The organism is Pseudomonas sp. DTU12.3 (genome assembly GCF_004124275.1).
Taxonomy (GTDB): domain Bacteria; phylum Pseudomonadota; class Gammaproteobacteria; order Pseudomonadales; family Pseudomonadaceae; genus Aquipseudomonas; species Aquipseudomonas helmanticensis.
In genome coordinates, this window is record NZ_CP027218.1 from 3,015,310 (window position 1) to 3,032,004 (window position 16,695).

General features: G+C 61.8%; 14 protein-coding genes. 11 read left to right on the forward strand and 3 right to left on the reverse strand.

What is annotated here, in order from left to right; genetic code table 11:
- Nucleotides 1-27 precede the first annotated feature (27 nt).
- The 6 genes from C2E19_RS13820 (at nucleotide 28) to C2E19_RS13845 (ending at nucleotide 5,038) form a co-directional block, all read left to right on the forward strand.
- The gene (locus tag C2E19_RS13820) at nucleotides 28-273 is read left to right on the forward strand and encodes a ferredoxin family protein (protein ID WP_003225615.1); all 246 of its coding nucleotides are present in this window, start codon (nucleotides 28-30) and stop codon (nucleotides 271-273) included.
- A 247-nt stretch (nucleotides 274-520) separates the two neighbouring features.
- The gene (locus tag C2E19_RS13825; RefSeq protein ID WP_129393107.1) at nucleotides 521-1,924 is read left to right on the forward strand and encodes an ABC transporter substrate-binding protein; all 1,404 of its coding nucleotides are present in this window, start codon (nucleotides 521-523) and stop codon (nucleotides 1,922-1,924) included.
- Nucleotides 1,925-2,179: 255 nt separating this feature from the next.
- Nucleotides 2,180-2,962 carry an ABC transporter permease gene (locus tag C2E19_RS13830; RefSeq protein ID WP_129393110.1) on the forward strand — a complete coding sequence of 261 codons (783 nt, stop codon included), beginning with the start codon at nucleotides 2,180-2,182 and terminating at the stop codon, nucleotides 2,960-2,962.
- A complete protein-coding gene (locus C2E19_RS13835) occupies nucleotides 2,962-3,810 on the forward strand; it encodes an ABC transporter ATP-binding protein (protein ID WP_129393112.1) in 849 nt (282 codons plus the stop codon). The genes C2E19_RS13830 and C2E19_RS13835 overlap by 1 nt, the downstream gene beginning before the upstream one ends.
- Nucleotides 3,807-4,769: a HEAT repeat domain-containing protein gene (locus C2E19_RS13840; RefSeq protein ID WP_129393115.1), complete on the forward strand. Its 963-nt coding sequence runs from the start codon at nucleotides 3,807-3,809 to the stop codon at nucleotides 4,767-4,769. The genes C2E19_RS13835 and C2E19_RS13840 overlap by 4 nt, the downstream gene beginning before the upstream one ends.
- The gene (locus C2E19_RS13845; protein WP_129393118.1) at nucleotides 4,766-5,038 is read left to right on the forward strand and encodes a DUF971 domain-containing protein; all 273 of its coding nucleotides are present in this window, start codon (nucleotides 4,766-4,768) and stop codon (nucleotides 5,036-5,038) included. Before C2E19_RS13840 ends, C2E19_RS13845 begins: the two co-directional genes overlap by 4 nt.
- Before the next feature lie 140 nt (nucleotides 5,039-5,178).
- On the opposite strand, the gene C2E19_RS13855 is transcribed toward C2E19_RS13845, so the two are convergent.
- The 3 genes from C2E19_RS13855 to C2E19_RS13875 all read right to left on the reverse strand — a co-directional run bounded on the left by C2E19_RS13855 (nucleotide 5,179) and on the right by C2E19_RS13875 (nucleotide 9,673).
- Nucleotides 5,179-6,837: a phosphoethanolamine transferase gene (locus tag C2E19_RS13855; RefSeq protein WP_129393121.1), complete on the reverse strand. Its 1,659-nt coding sequence runs from the start codon at nucleotides 6,835-6,837 to the stop codon at nucleotides 5,179-5,181.
- Nucleotides 6,838-7,046: 209 nt separating this feature from the next.
- On the reverse strand, nucleotides 7,047-7,784 hold the full coding sequence (locus C2E19_RS13865) for a TorF family putative porin (protein ID WP_129393124.1): 738 nt from the start codon (nucleotides 7,782-7,784) through the stop codon (nucleotides 7,047-7,049).
- A 146-nt stretch (nucleotides 7,785-7,930) separates the two neighbouring features.
- Entirely contained in the window at nucleotides 7,931-9,673 is a 1,743-nt protein-coding gene (locus tag C2E19_RS13875; protein WP_129393128.1) for an amidohydrolase, read from the reverse strand.
- A 103-nt stretch (nucleotides 9,674-9,776) separates the two neighbouring features.
- On the opposite strand from C2E19_RS13875, the gene C2E19_RS13880 reads away from it, so the two are divergent.
- From C2E19_RS13880 to C2E19_RS13900, 5 genes are all read left to right on the forward strand, one after another.
- Nucleotides 9,777-10,694, forward strand: a complete 918-nt coding sequence (locus tag C2E19_RS13880; protein WP_129393131.1) for a LysR family transcriptional regulator — start codon at nucleotides 9,777-9,779, stop codon at nucleotides 10,692-10,694.
- A gap of 203 nt (nucleotides 10,695-10,897) precedes the next feature.
- The gene (gene lexA, locus C2E19_RS13885; RefSeq protein WP_008085871.1) at nucleotides 10,898-11,515 is read left to right on the forward strand and encodes a transcriptional repressor LexA; all 618 of its coding nucleotides are present in this window, start codon (nucleotides 10,898-10,900) and stop codon (nucleotides 11,513-11,515) included.
- The gene (gene imuA / locus C2E19_RS13890; RefSeq protein WP_129393134.1) at nucleotides 11,515-12,132 is read left to right on the forward strand and encodes a translesion DNA synthesis-associated protein ImuA; all 618 of its coding nucleotides are present in this window, start codon (nucleotides 11,515-11,517) and stop codon (nucleotides 12,130-12,132) included. Before lexA ends, imuA begins: the two co-directional genes overlap by 1 nt.
- Nucleotides 12,133-12,139: 7 nt before the next feature.
- The gene (locus C2E19_RS13895) at nucleotides 12,140-13,555 is read left to right on the forward strand and encodes a DNA polymerase Y family protein (RefSeq protein WP_129393137.1); all 1,416 of its coding nucleotides are present in this window, start codon (nucleotides 12,140-12,142) and stop codon (nucleotides 13,553-13,555) included.
- Nucleotides 13,552-16,629, forward strand: a complete 3,078-nt coding sequence (locus C2E19_RS13900) for an error-prone DNA polymerase (protein WP_129393140.1) — start codon at nucleotides 13,552-13,554, stop codon at nucleotides 16,627-16,629. Before C2E19_RS13895 ends, C2E19_RS13900 begins: the two co-directional genes overlap by 4 nt.
- Nucleotides 16,630-16,695 lie beyond the last annotated feature (66 nt).

The window sequence follows — 16,695 nt, forward strand, 5'->3', positions numbered from 1 at the left end:
TGCACTACTAAAAAGAGAGTCCGCACCATGGCCTATCAAGCTCAGGAAATCTTCTTCCGCTCCAACGCTCCCGTCACCGTGGACGAGGACAAATGCATCGCTGAAAAGGGCTGCACCGTGTGCGTCGACGTTTGCCCGATGGACTTGCTGGCGATCAATCCGGCGACGCAGAAGGCCTACATGGCTTTTGACGAATGCTGGTACTGCATGCCGTGCGAGAAGGATTGCCCGACGGGTGCCGTCAAGGTGGACATCCCTTATCTCCTGCGTTGAAACCCGATCGAAATGTGGGAGGGGGCTTGCTCCCGAAGAGGCCGGAATTGCTGGCATCTCTATTGACTGGAACACCGCTTTCGGGAGCAAGCCCCCTCCCACAAGGGATCTCCCACATTTGGGATTTGTCGCAAGCCAAAGCCATCCGGAAACACCGGACGCTGAATTGAAAAACACCCCTCGTTTCCCACCGCGCCCTGATCGCGGCGGAGACGAACTCAAATAAATGATTCGAGGGGAAACAACCATGTTGCGTGCAGCAATCGCCGGTCTGGTATTGGCTTCGTTCACCTTGTCGGCCTCGGCCGAAACCATCCGCATCGCCATCGGCACCCAGGACACCACCATCAACTGCGCCGCCGGCGGGTTGTTGATTCGTGAACTCGGCCTGCTCGACAAATACTTGCCCCACGACGGCGCCTACAAAGACGCCCAATACGACGTGCAGTGGAAAAACTTCACCAGCGGCGCGCCACTGACCAACGAAATGGTTGCCGGCAAACTCGACTTCGGCGCCATGGCCGATTTTCCCGGTGCGTTCAACGGCGTCGCGTTTGAAACCGCCGGCAAGCACAGCCTGTTCATCAGCGTGCTGTCGGGCAGTATCAAGGGCAGCGGCAACGGCATTGTCGTGCCGAGCGCGTCGGGTGTGCAGTCGCTGAGCGAACTCAAGGGCAAGACGATTTCCGTGCCGTTCGCTTCCACCGCCCACGGCATGTTGTTGCGTGCCGTGGCGGCGCAGGGCTGGGATCCGCTGAAAGACGTGAACATCATCGCTCAGCCGCCAGAAGTCGCCGGCTCCGCGTTGCAGGCCGGCAAGATCGACGCTCACGCCGATTTCGTGCCGTTCGCCGAACTGTTCCCGAGCCGTGGTTTCGCTCGCAAGATTTATGACGGTGCCCAGGCCAATGCGCCGACGTTCCACGGTGCGCTGGTGGATCAGGCATACGCGAAGAAATACCCGGAAATTGTCGTCGCTTATCTGCGCGCCAGCATCGAAGCCAATCAACTGCTCGCGGCCGAGCCTGAGAAGTACAGCGAGCTGATCGCCAAAGTCACTGGCGTCGATGCCGAGGTCAATTACCTGTTCCACGGCCCGCTTGGCGTGCAGACCCGCGACCTGAGCTGGAAGCCGGAATATCGTCAAGCCGTCGGCACCGCCATCGACACCTTGAAGCTGCTGAAGAAGGCTGATCGCGGGCTTGATCTGAACACCTTCATCGACGATCAATACATTCGCGCGGCCTTCAAGGCGTCGAACCTCGATTACACCGCGCAATTGGCCAACTACGCGCAGACACCGCTGAAGGCCACAGATTCCGCGACCGGTAAAGCGATCACCGACTTCAGCCATGTCGCCGAGATCTGGGTGCGCGGTGAGGACAAGGTGCGCCAATACGCCTCGGCAGAAGCAGCCTTCACCGCGCTGGCCGCGTTGAAACAGCAAGGCAAAAACGTCCGTGCGGTGTACACGCAAGCCAGTGACAGCGGGATCAAGCTGCTCGCCGAACAGGCGTGGTTCGCCAGCGATGCCAAGGGCCGTCTGAGCGCCTTCCTGCTCAAGGGCCAGGCCCAGCAATATGCCTCGGCACAGGGCGGCAAGGTCTTTGACTTCTCTGATGCCACCACGCAAGCCGTTGCCGCCCGCTAGTTGAAGATCAAGAGCCCCTCACCCTAGCCCTCTCCCGGGGGGAGAGGGGACTGACCGCGGTGTTTGGGCGAGGTACGCCGACTTGAAATACCGAGTTGAACTCGGGTTTTGAAAAGACTCTATCCAGCCGGGCTCAGGTTTTGAAAAGCACGAAGATCGGCTCCCTTTCCCCCTCGCCCCCCTTGGGGGGAGAGGGCTGGGGTGAGGGGGGTAAATCCAAGCCACAACACAGATCCAGAACTGGAAACCCGCTCCATGAAAACACCCACCCTACGCTGGACATCCAGGGCCGCTTCACTGCTGCTCTGCCTGCTGTTCTGGCAACTCGCCGCCAGCCATCACTGGAACCTCGGCCTCGTCACCTTCGCCAACGTGCCGACACCCATCGCGGTGATCGAAGCGGCGTTAGGCCTAGGTGACTCCGGCAAGCTCCTGCAACACCTGACCGCCAGCCTCAGCCGCGTCTTCGCCGGTTACCTCGCGGCGCTGCTGATCGGCATCGCATTGGGCCTGGCCATCGGCCGCTCGAAATGGGCCGAAGACCTGCTGCTGCCACCGCTGGAAGTCCTGCGCCCGATCCCCGCCGTCGCCTGGATTCCGCTGGCGATCTTGATGTTCCCGTCCTCGGAACTGTCGATGGTCTTCATCACCTTCACCGGCGCGCTGTTCCCGATCCTGCTGAACACCGTGCACGGCGTCGAAGGCGTCGACCCACGTTTGATCGCCTCTGCGAAAAGCCTCGGGGCAGGGCGCCGCGCAATCCTGTTGGAAGTGATCCTGCCCGGCGCTGCGCCGAGCATCATCACCGGTCTGGCGATTGGCATGGGCACTTCGTGGTTCTGCCTGGTGACGGCGGAAATGATCTCCGGCCAGTTCGGCATCGGCTATTACACCTGGGAGTCCTACACCATTCAGAACTACGCCGACATCGTCGTCGGCATGCTTCTGATCGGCGTGTTGGGCATGGGCAGCAGTCTGCTGATCAAACGCCTGGGCGGGTTGTTCACGCCTTGGCATCGACCGCGAGGAAAAGCCTGATGAGCGTGATGCAAACGCCGGAAGGGCGGATCGATATCCGCCAGTTATCCATCGTGCTTGGCGCAGGGCCGGAGGCGTTCGAAGCGGTGCAGGGCCTCGATTGCCAGATCGAACCAGGCCAGTTTGTGTGCATTCTCGGCCCGTCCGGTTGCGGCAAATCAACCTTGCTCGGCGCCTTGGCCGGGCATCTGCACGCGCATGCCGGCAGCCTCAAAGTCGATGGCGGCGAAGTGTCCGGGCCATCGCCGCAGCGCGGCATGGTGTTCCAGCACCACACGCTGTTTCCGTGGCGCACGGTGCGCGACAACGTTGCCTTCGGCCTGAAAATGCGTGGCATCGGCAAGACTGAACGGCATCGCGCCGCCGATGACATTCTCAAACTGGTCGGCCTCGAAGGCTTCGCCGAGCGTTGGCCCGATCAACTGTCCGGCGGCATGCAGCAACGCGTGGAAATCGCCCGGGTGCTGGTCAATCGTCCACGGCTGTTGCTGATGGACGAGCCGTTCGGCGCGCTGGATGCGCTGACCCGGTTGAACATGCAAGAGCTGCTGCTGGACATCTGGACGCGCATCCGCACCACCGTGGTGTTCGTCACCCACGACATCGACGAGGCGCTGTTCCTCGCCGATCGCTTGCTGGTGATGAGCGCCAGGCCGGGGCGAATCATCGAAGACTTGCGCCTGGACTTCGCCCGACCGCGCACCAGCGAACTGGTGACCAGCGCCGAATTTTCCCGCCTCAAGCGTCACTGCCTCGATCTGCTGCGCCATGACAACGACCGACCGCTGCCGCGCCTTAATCCGCTCGGCCTGCCTCCCGAAAACCCTTTGCCGCGATTTGCCCTATGACCTCTATTTTTGCTGTGACCGACAACGAAGACATCATCGCCCTGCAACCGCGCCTGACCGCCGAAGACGCTGGCGTGCGCCGTATTGCCCTGATTGATCTGGCGGATCTGGAGGAGCCGGATGGCTTGCTCTGGCTGGTCGATCGCCTCGGCGAGGATCCTGCCGAAGAAGTCCGCGCTGAAGCTGCGCGATTGCTCGAAGCCTGGGAGGATGAGGAAGTCGTGCAAGCGTTGTGCGTGGCCCTGACCGATCCGGCGCCCGCCGTGCAATCCGCTGCCGCGCAGAGTCTGAGCCTGTTGAAAACGGCAGCGGCGGGGCGGGTGATTTTGCCGTGGACCGCTCACGTCGACGTCAGCGTGCGTATTGCCGCGTTTCGCGCTTTGCGTGAGCTGCGTTTTGTCGATGCCGCGCCGTCTGCGGTCTCTGCGTTGAACGATGCGGATGCCAGTGTGCGCCGTGAAGCGGTGGGCGTGCTCGGCTGGCTCAAGCAGCTCGATGCACTGCCCGCCCTGGCACGATTGGCCAGCGACGACCCGGACACCGAAGTGCGCCGCGCCGCTACCGGTGCTTTGGGATTGGCCTCCAGCGCCGAAGTGTTGCCAGCCCTGCGCCAGGCCTTGCAGGACCACGCCTGGCAAGTGCGCGAAGAAGCCGCGACGACCTTGGGTAAAGTCGGCCACATTGACGCTGGCCCGGCATTGGTCGAAGCGCTGAGCGACGACTATTGGCAAGTGCGCCTGCGCGCCACTCGCAGTCTCGGCCGTCTGCGTTTCGCCCCGGCGCTGGACGCGTTGATCGAGACCCTTGGCCATCGCATCAGCAACCTGCGCAAGGAAGCCGCGCTGGCCTTGGGTGAGTTGAATGATCGCGGTGCCGTGGCGGCATTGCAGGCCGCGCAGGATGACGGCGACCCGGAAGTGCGCAAAGCCGTGCGGATTGCCTTGAGCCAGTTGCAATGAACCCGCTGTCGGTGGGGAATTCGCAGAGCGAACAGATCCTGCGGTTGAGCTGGCCTGACGGTCGCGAACAACAGCTCAACCACGCCGAACTGCGCCGCCAGTGCCCATGCTCGCAATGTCGCGCCTTTCGCCTGAAAGGCCTGACGCCGCTGGTGGATGAGCGCGTGCGCCTGATCGAACTCAACCCCCAGGGTTACGGCGTGCAATTGATCTTCAGCGACGGCCACCAGCGCGGGATCTACCCGTGGCCCTATCTGGCAAACCTATGACAATCCCTGTAGGAGCTGCCGAAGGCTGCGATCTTTTGATCCTGTTTTTAACAATCAACATCAAAAGATCGCAGCCTTCGGCAGCTCCTACATTGATCATTGGCAATCGCCAATCAGCAATCAGCAATCAGCAAGTCGGGTTATTGCGCCGCTGTCATCGACGGCCGGCAGCCATGGAAAATATCCAGCCCCGGCTGATACAGCGAGGTCTTCACCTCAAACAACCCCAGCACCGAGTGAAACAGGTTGTCGTGGCTCAGATCCGCATGCGCGGTCTTGCCTTGCAGGCACCCGCGATCAATCCCTTCACTGGCCAGCGTGCCCTCGCCAAACCACATCACCATCGGCACATGCGTCTGCGCTTGCGGCGCCAGCGCGTACGGCGCCGCGTGCAGATACAAGCCGTTTTCACCCAGCGACTCACCGTGATCGGAGACGTACACCATCGACGTATCCAGTGTCTGTTGATTGCGCTTGAGCAACCCGATGACCTTGGCCAGAAAGTGGTCGGTGTACAAAATCGTGTTGTCGTAGACGTTCACCAGTTCGTCGCGGCTGCAGCTGCCCAACTGGTTGGTGTGGCAGATCGGTTTGAAGCGCTCCATCTCTTTCGGGTAGCGCTCGTAGTACTCGGGGCCGTGGCTGCCGTCCGCATGCAGGACGATGATTGCGTGGCCTTTGAGGCTGTCAATATAGCTTTGCAGGTCCGCCAGCAGCGCTTCGTCGAGGCAGTTGTTGCCGTCGCAGAACGGCCCCGGCTGGTTCTTCGCGATGTCGCGGTGCGGTACGCGCAGGCAGGTGCCTTTGCAGTCGCTGTTGTTGTCCAGCCACAACACCTGCACGCCGGCGCGCTGGAGGATGTCGAGCAGGCCTTCGTAGGTTTTACCTTTCTTGTCGCTGTAATCCTCACGCGGGAACATCGAGAACATGCACGGCACCGAGACCGCCGTCGACGTGCCGCAGGAATGCACCTGAGTGAAATTGAGGATGTCGAGTTTGCTCAGCTCGGGGTTGGTCTCGCGGGCATAGCCGTTCAGCGAAAAATGATCGGCCCGCGCGGTTTCACCGACCACAAAGACCATCAGCGATTTTTTCTCGCGACTGGCCGCCTTGGCGCTCATCACCGCGTCTTCGCCGATGGCTTGCACCACGAAGTGCTTTTTGATGCCCAGGCGTTGTTTGGTGTATTTGCTGATCGCGTAGATGTAGTTGGTCGGGTTGATGAAGTGGGTGAGTTTGTCTTCTTCGCGAAAGATTGGCGCGTAGGTCGAATAGAACGCGCCCACCGACGCAGCGATCACCAGCACACAAGCGACGATCACCAGGATCTTGTTGAGCAACCCGCGAAAGAACGGCCGATAACTCACCGGCCAACGCCAGATCAAAACCGCCGGCAGCACGCCGAGCAGCAACACGTAGGTCAGCAGCTTGCCGTTGAACAGCGCGGTGGCCTCGGCGGGGTTGGTTTCGAAGACGTTCTGGATCATCACCGTGTCGATGGTGATGCCGTATTCATTCATGAAATACGCGGCGCACGCCGAGAGCAGGGCGACCACGGTGAGCACCGGTTTCAGCGTCCAGCGGAATGACACCAGGGTCAGCAGCAAGGTAATCGCCGCCCACAAGAACAGCCCGAACGAGACGAAAAACCCCAGTTTGTGCGCGCCTTGCAAGGTGATCAGCGTGCCCAGCGCCTTCCAGGTCGCCAGGTTGTACAACGCCACCAGCGCCAGCGAAAACAGCAACACCAGTCGGGTCGCAGAGATGGACGGTAAACGCAGTCCGTTGCCCAAAGCCATTCGCATTTTTCCTCTACTCAAATAGAAAACACACACGGTTGCGCGTGTAACTGTAGAAGAACAATAGTAAAAATTCCGTAAACATCCTGTAACAAGTCGAAAGAAAACCCTGTAGGAGCTGCCGCAGGCTGCGATCTTTTGATCTTGTTTTTAAAGATCAAGATCAAAAGATCGCAGCCTTCGGCAGCTCCTACAGGGGGGGCGGTGGGTCAGAAGGATTTGCTTAGGCTGGCGACGACGGTGGCGGTGCAGACGTCCTTGAAGCCCCAGTTGCTCAGGCATTGGCTTTGTGAGAGGTCAGTGTCGATGTAGCTCAGGCCCAATACCACGCCGGCGAGGTTGTGGGTGACTTTGACCTCCCATTCGCGGTACGACTCTTCAGCGTTGCCGGACGCCGAGTACAAATGCGCATCCTTGAAATCCATGTTGCCGTACCGCAGCTTTAGCCCCGAGTCGTACGGCAGTTCAGTTTCATAACCGATGTAGGTGTACAGCGAACTTTGCTTGCTATCGATCCCCGGCGCATCGCTGGAGTAATACGCCGCCAGCTTCACCCCGTAGACGCCGAGAATCCCGTAGACCTCGCTCTGGTTGAACTGGCTTTCCTTGGGGTAGGCGTACTTGATGTAGCCCAGATCAAGGCTGACATCCTCGGTCGCCTGCCACAGCCAGCCGCCGTAGTAATCGACTTCCTGGCGAGTTTTCAGACCGCCGCCGAAATCGACGTTTGAGCTCCAGGCGCCGAGGTACGCACCGCTGCTATGAGCCAGGGTCAGGCCGGCCTGTACGGCTGGGTCGTTTTGCGTTTGCGAGATGCCGCGAGTGCGGTAATCGCTGGCTAAATTCAGATCCACCACCAGCGCAAAGTCATCGTTCAAAGGGATCGCTTGGCTGCTCAAGGGCAGCGCGCTCAAGAAACTCAGGGCGAACAGGGGCAAGGCTTTCATGTGAAATCCCGATATTGTGATTATTTTGGGGGCAGAAGGTAAACCTGTAGGAGCTGCCGAAGGCTGCGATCTTTTGATCTTGATCCTTAAAAACAAGATCAAAAGATCGCAGCCTTCGGCAGCTCCTACAGGGGGGATCAGTGTTGTTATTTTTCGGCGGTGTAGACCTGACGACCGCCGAACCAGGTCTGCAGGACTTGGGTGTCATGCAGGGCCTTGTTGTCGACGCTGAACACGTCACGATCGAGCACGATAAAGTCAGCCTGCTTGCCCGGCGTCAGCGAGCCGATCTGTTTCTCCAGGCCAATCGTCCGCGCCGCATTGACCGTGTAGGCATAGAACATGGTGTCGCGGTCCAGACGCTCATCGGCATTGAGCACGCCCAACGGCCCGACGCGAGTGATCGCCTGCGCCATGGCGTTGAACGGGTTCGGCGACGACACCGGCCAGTCACTCGCACCGGCAATCGTCGCGCCCTGTTTGAGCAGCGAATGCGCCGGGTACTGATAGCGGAAGGCCAGGGCGCTGACGTAGGGCTTGATCATGTCGGTGGTGTAGTCGTCGGCGCTGGCCCAGAGCAATTGCATCGAGGCGATGACGTTGAGCGGTTTGAAACGGGCGAACTCTTTCGGGTTGACCATTTGCAAGTGAGTGATCGAATGAGTCACGCCGCTCTGGCGATCCTTGCGCGCCTGAGCAATGCCGTTCAGTGCTTCACGCACCGCGCGGTCGCCGATCGCGTGGATATGCACCAGCCAGCCGCGCTGGTCGATGGCGCTGACCAGTTCGCCGAAATGCTGCGGATCGATCAGCAATTCGCCCTGTTTGTGCGAGTTGCTGTACGGGTCGATCATCGCCGCGCTCTGCGCCGGGAATTCGATCACGCCGTCGGCGAAGATCTTGATCCCGGGCAGGGTCAGGTTGGGAATGCCTTGAAATTGCTGGCGCACCTTGTCCAGCGTATCGAGGTCGGCGGGCACGCTTTTCGGGTTGGCCACCAGCAGCGCGGCGACGTGCACGCTCATGTCGCCACTTTCTGACAAGGCTTTATAGGCCGGCAATACGCCGACGGTTTTCTCGGTGGGCTTGAGCGCGAACACCGCTTCGCCCGGGGCAGCGTTGGCGGCCGGGTCCATCCACGCGGTGATGCCGAGGCTGTTGTTGTAGCGCACCGCTGATTTGGCCGCGTTCAACATGTCGGCGGGGCTTGGCACCGGCATTTTCGAGGCGACCCGATCCCAACCGGCGTCGACCACAAAGCCGTTCGGCTCGCCGCTGGCCAGTTTGCCGATGGTGTCCTTTTCCGCGTCGGGCAGGGTTTTCAGCAGGGCCGCTTCAATCCCGGCGCGCTTGAGCATGACGTTGTTGGCCCACGCCGTGTGGTGGTCGCTGCCGATAAATACCACCGGCGCATTGGCCCATTCGCCGCTGTTGAAGGTTTTGCCCAACGCCTCGGCTTGCGCCCAGTAAGCCGAACTCATGCCGGCAATACTCAGCACATCACCATGCTTTGCCTTACCGTCCGCACGCCAGTCACGCAGACGCTTTTGCAGTTCGTCGAGGCCGACGACTTCGTCTTCCATGTTCGCCGAAGTCATTTCCAGGCCACCGAAAATCGCATGGGAATGGCTGTCGATCAGGCCGGGCATCAACGCTTTGCCCTTGAGGTCGATCACTTGGGTGCCGGGTTCGATCAAGGCTTTGATTTGCGCATCGGTGCCGACTTTCAGCACTTTGCCGTTCTCCACGGCCAGCGCTTGCACCTTGGGTTGAGCGTGGTCGGCAGTGAAAATCTTGCCGTTGAGCAGGATCAGGTCGGGGGCAGCCATGGCTTCCATCGAGGCAAAACTTACAGCAGCTACCAACAGACTCGGGACGAATCTTTTCATTGAAGATTTCCTTGTTATTGCGTCTGATGGCGAGATTAGTGGCTGGCGGCGGCTGACAGAACGCCTCCCTCACGAAAAACGTTTTTGCCTGAATGGAAAAAGCATGGACAAGTTGGGCGCATTGAAAATGTTCGTGGTCACGGCGCAGCTCGGCAGTTTCAGCCGTGCCGCCGAGCAATTGGGCAAGACCCCGTCGGCGCTGACCAAAGCGGTCAATCACCTGGAATCGGAGCTGGGCGCACGGCTGTTCGAACGCAGCACGCGGCGGATTCTGCTCACGGAAATTGGCCGGGTGTACCTGGAAACCGCGCGGCTGGTGTTGCAGCGGCTCGACGAGGCCAGCGAGGAAATCGAGCAGTTGCAGCACGGTTTGCGCGGCAGCCTGAAAATCACCGCGCCGCTGGCCTATGGCCGGGCGTTTCTCGATCAGGTGTGTGACGGCTTTTTGCAGCAATACCCGCAGATCAGCCTGCAAGTGGACCTGTGCGATGCGTTCGTCAATCTGCTGGAAAGTGGTTATGACCTGGCGTTGCGCGAGGGGCATGATGATTTGCCGGGGCTGATTGCGCGGGTGGTGGGCAGTAATCGCCTGGCGTTGTGCGGCAGTCCGGAGTACTTGGCGCGCAAGGGCTTGCCGGTGAATCCGCAGACCCTCGAAGAGCATGAATGGCTGCTGTATCAGCATCCGTTGCTCAGTCGCGAATTCTGGTGGGCCGAGCGTGAAGGTCAGCGTTTGAGTCTGGCGCAACCCACCGCGCCGCTGTTGCGCAGCGATAATTACGATTTGTTGCTGGCCAGTGCTTTGGCCGGGCGCGGTCTGCTGCACACGCCGCTGTGGAGCGCCGCGCCGTACATTGCCGACGGGCGACTGGTGCGGGTCATGGCCGACTATGAGATCGACCCGGACACCTTTGGCCCGCACATTCTGGCGGTGTACCCGAGTCATCGGCGGGCCACGGCCAAGGTCGTCGCCTTTATCGATTACATCGCCGCATTCCTCGCCGAACGCGGCCTGAGCTGACACCCCATTCCCCTGGGTGATGGCCTCACCGCCTTCCACGGATGATCGCGTTCACTTCCTGTAGGAGCTGCCGAAGGCTGCGATCTTTTGATCTGGCTTTTTAAAAAACAAGATCAAAAGATCGCAGCCTTCGGCAGCTCCTACATGGATTTACGGGGATCCTGACTGACGGCGCTTGTCAGAGAAAAACCGAAAGAGTACAAATGTACTCCATGACGAACCTCACTCCCCGCCGTACCGCCATCCTGACCTTCATCCGCGATCGAATCGCCGAACACGGTCAGCCCCCAAGCCTCGCTGAAATCAGCGAGGCTTTTGGTTTTGCCTCGCGCAGCGTGGCGCGCAAGCACGTGCTCGCGCTGACTGAAGCGGGGTTTATCGAGGTCAACCCCAATCAGGCCCGGGGCATTCGTTTGCTCGGTCAACCGCCGCGTCCGGAGCTGCTCGACATTCCCGTGCTTGGTCGCGTCGCTGCCGGTGCGCCGATTGGCGCCGATGCCGACGTGCATAGCCGCTTGCTGCTCGACCCGGCGCTGTTCTCGCGTACACCCGATTACATGCTGCGGGTGCAGGGCGATTCGATGATCGAGGACGGCATTCTCGACGGTGATCTGGTCGGTGTGCGGCGCAATCCCGAAGCGCTCAACGGCCAGATCGTCGTGGCGCGGCTCGACGGTGAAGTCACCATCAAACGCTTCGAACGGCTCGGCGATGAAGTGCGGCTGTTGCCGCGCAATCCGGCGTACCAGCCGATTGTCGTGCGCGACGATCAGGATCTGGCCATCGAAGGGGTGTTCTGCGGTCTGGTGAGGCAAGGCTGATGGGCGCCGTCGTTGCGTTGGATACGCTGTTCAATGGCGGCCAGGTCTGGAAGGGCCGGCCTGCGCCACCGGCCGCCAGCCCGCAACCGACCGGGCACGCCGCGCTGGACGCGGCACTGCCCAGCGGTGGCTGGCCGGAAGCGGCGCTGAGCGAAATCCTCCTGGCCGGCCCCGGTGTCGGCGAACTGCAACTGGTCTGGCCGACGCTGGCGCGGTTGTCGGCAGCGGGCGAGCGCATTGTGCTGATAGCGCCGCCGTTCGTGCCGTACCCGCAGGCGTGGGAAAGCGCCGGGGTCGATCTGCGTCAGTTGTCGGTGATTCAGGCCAGTGAACGCGATGCCTTGTGGGCGGCGGAACAGTGTTTGCGTTCCGGCAGTTGTGGCGCGGTGCTGTGCTGGCCGCACAAGGCCGATGACCGCGCGTTGCGGCGTTTGCAGGTGGCGGCGGAAACCGGCCAGACCCTGGCATTTGCCTGGCGGTCGTTGAGCGAAGCGGTCAACCCGTCACCGGCGGCGTTGCGCATTGCCATCGACGCCAAACCCGCGCAGTTGCGCGTCCTCAAGTGCCGTGGCGGGTTGGCGCGCACGGCGCCGATTGCCTTTGCCGTGGGTCATTGAGGTCGCCATGCGCTGGGTATGTATCCTGTTTCCGCAATTGGCCCTCGACGCCGTGTTGCGTCAGCGCCCCGATCCCGATGAGCCGCTGGTCCTGCTCAGCGGTCCGGCCCAGCGTCGGGTGCTGCAAGCGGTCAATCCGCCAGCGCGCAAGCTTGGCTTGCGTCCCGGCCAGTCGATGACGGCCGCCCAGGCGATGAGCAAAGGTTTTATCACCGCCGACTACGAAGCGGCCGAGGTCGAGCACTGGCAGCAGTTTCTCGCCGCCTGGGCCTACGGTTTCAGCGCGCAGGTCAGCGTGCATTACCCGCGTACCGTGGTCTTCGAGATTGAATCGAGCCTGGGCCTGTTCGGTTCCTGGGCGCAGTTCGAAGCACGGCTGCGTAAGGAACTGACGGATCTGGGCTTTCGCCACCGCATCGTTGCCGCGCCAAATCCAGTGGCAGCACGGGTGCTGGCCAACGCTTATGACGGTCTGGTGGTGCCCGATGGTGAAGCCTTGCAACATCACCTCGGCCAGTTGCCTGTCGACCGTGTCGGGCTGGAGCCGAATGTGGCCACGGCGCTGTCGCGCATGGGCCTGCGCAACCTCAGTCAGGTACAGAGCATGCCACGGCAGGCGCTGGCCCGACGCTTCGAGGCGCAGATGCTCAAACACCTCGACACCTTGTTCGGTGCGCGGCCATTGGCGCTGGAGTTTTACTTGCCGCCGGATCGTTTCGATGTGCGCATCGAGCTGAATTTCGACGTGCAATCGCATCAGGCGCTGCTGTTCCCGTTACGTCGTTTGACCGGTGACCTGTCGGCGTTCCTCTGCGGACGTGACAGCGGCGTACAGCGTTTCGATCTGCATCTGGAACACGCCGGGCTGCCGGACACAGTGATCAAGGTCGGCCTGCTCAGCGCCGAACGTGATCCGGCGATGCTCTTCGAACTGGCCCGTGGACGCCTGGAACAAGTGCAGGTCGAGGCGCCGGTGCGTGGCTTTCGCTTGCGCGCCGAGGATCTGCCGAGTTTCGTCCCGCAGTTTCAGGAGCTGTTCGACGACCGTCCGCAGCAGACCTTGCCCTGGGAGCAATTGCGCGAACGCCTGCGGGCACGTCTGGGCGATGACGCGGTGCAGGGGCTGCGTTTTCAGGCCGATCACCGGCCCGAGTGTGCGTGGCAGAACGGCGTCGACAAACTGCGCTGCAGCGGGTTGCCGAAGGTGCAGCGTCCGGGCTGGTTGCTCGATGAACCGCAAAGCGTGCCGCAAGGTTCGGCGCGGATTCTCATGGGCCCGGAGCGCATCGAATCGGGCTGGTGGGACGGCGCCGATGTGCGCCGCGATTATTACCTGATCCAGAACCGCGCCGGTCAGCAGGGCTGGGCTTATCGGGCGGTGGGTGAGGGCGGTCCGTTGTGGCTGCAGGGCTGGTTTGCATGAACGATGGCTATGCCGAGCTGCACTGCCTGTCGAACTTCAGTTTCCAGCGCGGTGCCTCCAGTGCGCTGGAGTTGTTTCAGCGGGCGAAAAAGCACGGCTATCAAGCGCTGGCGATCACCGACGAATGCACGCTGGCGGGGATTGTGCGGGCGTGGCAAGCGGCGAAATCGGTGGAGCTGCCGCTGATCATCGGCAGTGAAATCCGCATCGACAACGGCCCGAAACTGGTACTGCTGGTCGAGAACCTGGCGGGTTATCAGGCGCTGTGCGGCTTGATCACCCGCGCCCGCCGGCGTACGCAAAAGGGCCAGTATCAAGTGCTGCGCGAGGACTTCGACGAACCGCTGGCGGGCCTGTTGGTGTTGTGGGTGCCGGACGCGGTCGATGAGGTCGAAGAAGGCCGCTGGTTGAAGCAGACCTTTGGCGAGCAGCTGTGGCTGGCAGTGCAGTTGCATTGCGGACAGAACGATCAGCAGCGACTGGCAGCGTTGTTGAGTCTGGCCGCCGAGTTGCAGATACCACCCGTGGCCAGCGGCGACGTGCACATGCACGCCCGTGGCCGGCGCGCCTTGCAGGACACCATGACGGCGATCCGTCATCACCTGCCGGTGGCCGAGGCGGGGTTGCGTTTGCACCCCAATGGCGAGCGGCATTTACGCACTGTCGAGGTGTTGCGCGAGTTGTATCCGCAGGCCTTGCTGGACGCCTCGGTGAATCTGGCCCGACGCTGCACCTTCGATCTCGGCGAGTTGCGTTATCAATATCCCAAGGAGCTGGTGCCCGAGGGCCATAGCGCCAGTTCCTGGCTGCGCCATCTGACCGAAGAGGGCATCGCCTGGCGCTGGCCCAAAGGCCCGCAAGCCAAAGTGCTCAAGCAGATCGACGACGAACTGCAACTGATCGCCGAACTCGGCTACGAAAGCTACTTCCTCACCGTACACGACGTGGTGCGCTTCGCTCGTACGCAACACATCCTCTGTCAGGGCCGTGGCTCGGCGGCCAACTCGGCGGTGTGTTTTGCCTTGGGTATCACCGAGATCGACCCGGATCGCACCACGCTGCTGTTCGAACGTTTCATGTCCAAGGAGCGTAACGAGCCACCGGACATCGATGTCGACTTCGAGCACGAACGCCGCGAAGAAGTCCTGCAATACGTGTTTCGCCGTTACGGTCGTGGCCGCGCAGCGTTGACTGCGGTGGTCAGCACCTACCACGCCGCCGGTGCGGTACGCGATGTGGCCAAGGCCTTGGGCCTGCCGCCGGATCAGATCAATGCACTGGCCGATTGCTGCGGCCACTGGAGCGATGAAACACCGCCGCTGGAGCGCCTGCTCGAGGGCGGCTTCGACCCGGACAGTCCGGTGTTGCGCCGGGTGCTGAGCCTGACCGGGCAACTGATCGGCTTTCCCCGGCACCTGTCCCAGCATCCTGGCGGCTTCGTGATTTCCGAGCAGCCGCTGGACACCCTGGTGCCGGTCGAGAACGCGGCGATGGCCGAGCGCACGATCATCCAGTGGGACAAGGACGATCTCGACGCAGTCGGCTTGCTCAAGGTGGATATCCTCGCCCTCGGCATGCTCAGCGCGATCCGCCGTTGCTTCGATCTGCTGCGCCGGCATCGTAATCAGGACTTGAGCCTGGCGACGATTCCGGCCGAGGACAAACCGACTTACGAGATGATCAGCCGCGCTGACACCATCGGCGTGTTCCAGATCGAGTCGCGGGCGCAGATGTCGATGCTGCCGCGCCTGAAACCGGCGAAGTTCTATGACCTGGTGATTGAGGTGGCCATCGTCCGCCCGGGGCCGATTCAGGGCGGGATGGTCCATCCGTACCTGCGCCGGCGGAACAAGGAAGAAGAGGAAACCTACCCGTCACCGGAGCTGGAAGTGGTGCTCAAACGCACCCTCGGCGTGCCGCTGTTTCAGGAACAGGTCATGCAGATCGCCATCGTCGCCGCCGACTACAGCCCCGGCGAGGCCGATCAGTTGCGCCGCTCGATGGCCGCATGGAAACGCCATGGCGGCTTGGAGCCGCACAAGGAACGCCTCGCTGCCGGCATGAAGAAAAACGGCTACACGCCCGAGTTCGCCGCGCAGATTTTCGAGCAGATCAAGGGCTTCGGCAGCTATGGTTTTCCCGAATCCCACGCTGCCAGTTTCGCCTTGCTGACCTACGCCAGTTGCTGGCTCAAGTGCCACGAACCGGCGGCGTTCGCCTGTGCGCTGATCAACAGCTGGCCGATGGGTTTCTACAGTCCCGACCAGATTCTCCAGGATGCGCGCCGGCATCAATTGCAGATCCGTCCGGTGGACGTGCGCGCCAGTGACTGGGATTGCAGCCTGGAAACCACCACGGCGGCGCAACCGGCGATCCGCATGGGCCTGCGGATGATCAAGGGCTTTCGCGAAGACGATGCCCGGCGCATCGAAGCGGCTCGGGCGCGCGGGGCGTTTGCCGATGTTGCCGATCTCGGCGAGCGGGCGGCGCTCGACAGTCGCGCGCAGGCGTTATTGGCGGATTCCGGGGCGTTGCGCGGTTTGGCCGGGCATCGTCATCGGGCGCGTTGGGAGGTGGCCGGGGTGCAGAAACAGCTTGGCTTGTTTGCCGGGTTGCCGAGCCAGGAAGAACCCGACGTGGTGCTGCCAAAACCCAGTGTCGGCGAGGATCTGCACACTGACTACGCCACGCTCGGCACCACATTGGGGCCGCATCCGCTGGCGTTGTTGCGCGGCGAACTCAAGGCCCGGCGCTGCCGCAGTTCGCAGGAGTTGCTCGACGTCGAGCATGGCAGGCCGGTGAGTGTTGCCGGCCTCGTCACCGGCCGGCAGCGACCGGGCACCGCCAGCGGCGTGACCTTCGTCACCCTCGAAGACGAGTTCGGTAACGTCAACGTGGTGGTCTGGCGCGATCTGGCCGAGCGTCAACGCCAGGTGCTGGTCGGCTCGCAATTGCTCAAGGTCGACGGCCGCTGGGAACGCGAAGGCGAAGTGCGCCACCTGATCGCCGGACGCCTGAGCGATCTCAGCCCGTTGCTCAATGGCATCCGCGTGCAGAGCCGCGATTTCCATTAGCGCACCTGGCCCCTTGTGGGAGCGGGCTTGCTCGCGAAAGCGGTCTGTCATTCAAAAATACTTGTC